Source organism: Flavobacterium collinsii (genome assembly GCF_902804485.1).
Taxonomy (GTDB): Bacteria; Bacteroidota; Bacteroidia; order Flavobacteriales; family Flavobacteriaceae; genus Flavobacterium; species Flavobacterium collinsii.
Map to the genome: position 1 here is coordinate 1 of NZ_CADCST010000192.1, position 5036 is coordinate 5036.

Sequence of the window (5036 nt, forward strand, 5' to 3'; positions counted from 1 at the left end):
ATTAGCTCTAGCGATTTTGTACAAAGTTCTAGATTACTTTGGTTTACAATATATTCAGTTATCACTCCTTTCTTTTTAAGTAAGTGGTTTAAAGACTCAAAAGAATTTTTGCAGGTTTTTTTATTAGCTACAGCTGTGCAGTCAATTATAGCAATGTTTTCTTTTTTTAACCCACTTGTAAAACAATATATTCTAAGCATAATAGTTGTTGGTGGAAATGAAATGGAAGAGATTATTTATCGAGCAATTAGTTTTTCTGGTGCAAGTGGTGCTGCTTTGTCAGTTATTCAATTTTGTGGAGTTTTTTCAGGATTAATTCTTTTAAAAAGTTTTACACATTCTATAAAAAGTACTGTATTAATTTGGGTTGGTATTGTATTTACTTTGTTAAGTACTGTAATTATAGGAAGAACAGGATTATTATGTTCGTTATTGGCAATAGTAATATTTCTATTTTCCCAATTTAATTTGCGTAAACTCGTTTGGTTTTCAGGAATTGTAGTTTTGGTTACCCAAATAAACTTTCTGGCAATATTAGAAAGTCAAACAGAGTCAATTTCGGGATTTAATGTAGACTTTTTTGTAGATTGGATAGAAGAAGCTTTTACAGTAAAAGATAATCATACTGCTAATGTTATTCAGGAAATGCCGATACCACCTTTATCCATAAGAACCATACTCGGAACGGGAGAGGTATTTAATACTGAAAAATTAGTGAATGCATCTGGTAATGATTCAGGATATATACAGACATACTATTCATTAGGGATTATTATGGCAATCATTTTTTACTTCAGTTATTTTATATTTCTTATTAGTGAAACAAAAATGAAAAATTTATACTCTATTTTATTTGTTATTTTCTTAATGTTTATAATTGAATTCAAGGAGCCTTTTATTTTTAAATATATACTTCCATTTTTTATTTTAACATTAATATTCCTTTATAGAAAAAAGAATGAAGTAATACAGCGAAATTTTTAAAAAAATATATATATAAAAATGTGTGGAATTTACATAACAAATATTCCTTTTGCGGAAGAAGAGGTTAAGCAAAAGTTAGAATCAATTAAATACAGAGGTCCAGATCACACAGGAATAAAGAAAATAGACGATTTGATTTTTGGACATCTGAGATTGTCCATTTTAGATCTTGATGTTAGATCGAATCAGCCTATGCAATTTGAAGGCTATACTATTGTTTTCAACGGAGAGATCTATAATTTTGGAGATATTAAATCTGAATTAGAATTTTTAGGTTATAAATTTGACACAACTGGTGATACAGAGGTTTTGTTGAAAGGGTATAAAGAATGGGGAAAGGCAGTTGTTTCTAAATTAAATGGAATGTTTGCTTTTGCTATTTACAATAAAATTGATAGAACGATATTTTGTGCTCGTGATAGATTTGGAGTAAAACCTTTTTATTATTCATGGAATAATGAACAATTTGAAATTTGTAGTCAGCTTAGGCCTATATGTGAGAATAGAGAGCTGAATCAAGAAGCAGTTTCTATGTATTTGGATTGTACTTACATTCCTAGTCCGTTTACAATCTACAAGGATGTTTTTAAATTACCCCCAGGCAAAACATTAGAAATAAATTTAAATTCTCAAACTTTAGAAATAAGTGAATATTGGAACTTAGACACACCGGTTAGTTCAAATTTATCTTATGATCAAGCCAAAAGCAAGTTGCACGATCTTTTAAAAGATGCTGTTAAAATTAGGTTGCAGTCAGATGTTCCTTTCGGTTCTTTTTTATCTGGAGGAATTGACTCTGCTTTAATATCTGGAATTGCAGCAAAAGTTTCAAAAGAACAAGTAAAAACTTTTTCTATAGGATTTGAGGATCCTAAATACGACGAAAGCAAAATTGCGGCGCAATATGCTGAAATTATTAATTCAAAACATAAAGAAACGATCTGCAAAGCCGAAGATATTTTGGAAATGATTCCGAAATTGATTCAAGTTTACGATGAGCCTTTTGGTGATAGTTCAGCATTACCTTCTCTTTTACTGAATAAAGTAACTAAGCAATATGTAACCATGGCTTTATCAGGCGATGGTGGAGATGAAAGTTTTTTAGGTTATAATCATTTTGATTGGGTAGCAAAATTCAAACATTTGATAAAAACACCTTTTGGGATTAGAATAATTGCGTCTAAAATGCTTTGGTCTAATGTTCTAAAATCAAAGACGGAGCCAATTAAAAGAATTCTTAATATAAAGTCTAAAAATGAATTTATTGCAGGAATTTTTGTAGGCTATAATTCTATTGTCAAAAAGAGAAATTTAGATTGGTTATCTCATTACAGCGGTTACAAGTTTTGGTCTAAAGATTTATTTCAGTCTACAGCAGATTTAAATATAAAACTTTGGTTAGAAAATGATAGCAATGTAAAGGTTGATAGAGCTAGTATGGCTTATTCGGTAGAAGTTAGAAGCCCTTTTCTTGATTATAGAATTGTTGAATTTGCAAGGACTTTACCTATTTCTTACAGATATCAGAAAGGGAAGAAAAAAAGAATTTTGAGAGATATACTTAAAGAGTATATACCAGAAGAAATTTTTGATCAACCTAAAAAAGGTTTTGCCGTTCCTATTGGAACATGGATTAGAGAAGAATTAAGAGAAGAATTTGAGAGTAATTTATCAGATGATTTTTTAAATCATGTCCCGAATTTGAATGTTCCGAAATTTAAAAAAATGTTTCAAGACCATTTAGCAAGTAAAGCAGATTATTCTTCATATATATGGCGAGTATATGTTTTATCAAAATGGTATCAGGAATTTGGCTTTTACAAAAAAGAAGATGCAAAATAAAAAGAAAGTATTATTTGTCTTGCCGACTTTAGGTGCTGGAGGAGCAGAACGAGTGATGTCATTTGTTTGCAAAAATTTAGATAATAACCTTTTCGATGCTAAACTTATAGTTTTGGGTTTTCAAAAAGATAATGTTTTTGATGTTGAAAATGTTTCAGTAACTTATCTTAATAAATCAAGATTGTTACTGGCAATTCCAGCATTGTTTAAAGTAATTATCCAAGAGAAACCATCATTTGTAATAGGTTCCATTATTCATGTTAATGTAATGATGGGGTTTTTTAGTGTTTTTTTAAGAAAAATAAAATTTATTGGAAGAGAGGCTAGTGTAGTTTCCAAGATGAATGAGTTTTCGACCTTCAATTCAAAATTTAAAACTCTTTTAATAAAGGTTTTTTATCCAAGGCTTACTTTTCTTGTCTGTCAATCTGAAGATATGAGAAAAGATTTTATTAGTACTTTTAATCTAAAGTCTTCAAGTTTAGTCTTAATTCATAATCCAATTACATTTAAATTAAAAGAGGAATTAGAACAAAGGAATAGTTATAATTTAGATAATGTCAATTTTGTTACTGTTGGAAGACTTAGTGGCGAAAAAGGATATTTTAGAATAATTGAAGGCTTGTCAAAAATTCAAGGTTACTCTTTTAGTTATTGTATTATTGGTTGTGGACCATTGGAAAAACAAATAAAACAATTGGTTGAAAAATATGGATTAAGTGATAAAGTTAGCTTCATTCCTTTTACGTCTAATGTTTTAGGAGAACTTATTAATAAGGACTACTTCATTCAAGGATCTTATGTTGAAGGTTTTCCCAACGCACTCTTGGAAAGTTGCACAGTAGGAACGCCTGTAATTGCATTTAATGCCCTAGGAGGGACAAAAGATATCGTAATGAACGGTGAAAATGGATTCTTGGTAGAAAATGAAAATGATTTTAGTTCTCTACTTAATAATTTGGATAGATTAAAGTCTATTGAACGAAGTAAGGTAAAGTTATCTGTAATTAATAAATTTAATTCTGAAAAGATTTTGAGCCAATATGAAGAATTATTAAATAGTTAAACAAAAATGAAAGTTTCAATTTTAATACATTCTTTAGCTGGTGGAGGTGCTGAAAGAGTAGTTTCGCAACTTATAGGATATCTAAGTGAAAAGAAAGTTGATGTGTCTTTGGTATTAATGAGTGAAATTGTTGTTTATGAACTACCGCCTAATATTAGTATCTTTTATTTAGAGAAGACTAATCTCAAAGAATCGGGTTTGTTAAAATTAATTAAATTACCTCTTTTAGCTTATAGATACAAAAAATTTTTAAAAAGAGAAAAAATCACGGTAAGTCTATCATTTTTGAATCGACCAAATTATGTGAATTTAATATCAAAAATTTTAGGAAGTAAGGTTAAAACATTTATAAGTGAAAGATCAAATCCTAGTGCACAGTATGTTGGGGCATCATTGCATTGTAGAATAAATACGTTTCTTATTAGAAAGACTTTTCCAAAGGCTGATGGTATTTTAGCAAATTCATCTGGAAATGGTTTGGAACTAGCAAGAAATTTTAACATTGCAAAAGACTTAATAACAACAATATATAATCCAATTGATTTAGATAAAGTATCAAAAAGCATAGACATTGCAGATTTTTATGACAATAGATACTTTAATTTTATAAGCGTTGGCAGACTTAATGTGGGTAAAAATCATATTCTTCTGTTAAACTCCCTTAAACAAATTGAAAATAAAAATATCAGATTGTATATTTTTGGAGAAGGCGAATTAAAGGAATTTTTACAAGCAAAAATACTAGAACTTAATCTTCAAGATCAGGTGTTTTTAATGCCATTTTCAGGTAATATTTTCAGTTATTTAAAAGGAGCTGATGCTTTTTTATTCGGATCAAATCATGAAGGATTTCCAAATGTTTTGTTAGAAGCTATGGCTTGCGAACTACCAGTAATTACAACGGATTGTCCATCTGGACCTAAAGAAATCATGAAAGTTTCTCTGTCGAAGTCAGTTAACAAAAATTTAAGAACAGATTATGGAATTCTTGTCCCAGTTGATAATGTAGATTTTATGTCAGATGCTGTGAATGAAATGGTAAATGATTCAAATTATTATAATTTGTGTAAAAAGAATGTTATAATAAGATCATTAGATTTTAGGAAAGATTATATTTTAGACAAATATTTAGACTATATCAAAT

Annotated in this window: 4 protein-coding genes; all 4 read left to right on the forward strand. The window is 29.0% G+C overall.

The genetic code is table 11. The annotated features are described in order from the left end of the window. Positions 1-984 (forward strand): hypothetical protein (locus FLA105534_RS23525; RefSeq protein WP_173968503.1); only part of this gene is annotated, 984 nt, incomplete at its 5' end. Positions 985-1002: 18 nt separating this feature from the next. Next, positions 1003-2826: an asparagine synthase (glutamine-hydrolyzing) gene (gene asnB / locus FLA105534_RS23530; protein ID WP_173968504.1), complete on the forward strand. Its 1824-nt coding sequence runs from the start codon at positions 1003-1005 to the stop codon at positions 2824-2826. Continuing rightward, positions 2816-3892: a glycosyltransferase gene (locus tag FLA105534_RS23535; protein WP_173968505.1), complete on the forward strand. Its 1077-nt coding sequence runs from the start codon at positions 2816-2818 to the stop codon at positions 3890-3892. Before asnB ends, FLA105534_RS23535 begins: the two co-directional genes overlap by 11 nt. Before the next feature lie 6 nt (positions 3893-3898). After that, the coding region (locus FLA105534_RS23540) for a glycosyltransferase (RefSeq protein WP_173968506.1) at positions 3899-5036 on the forward strand (1138 nt) is incomplete at its 3' end.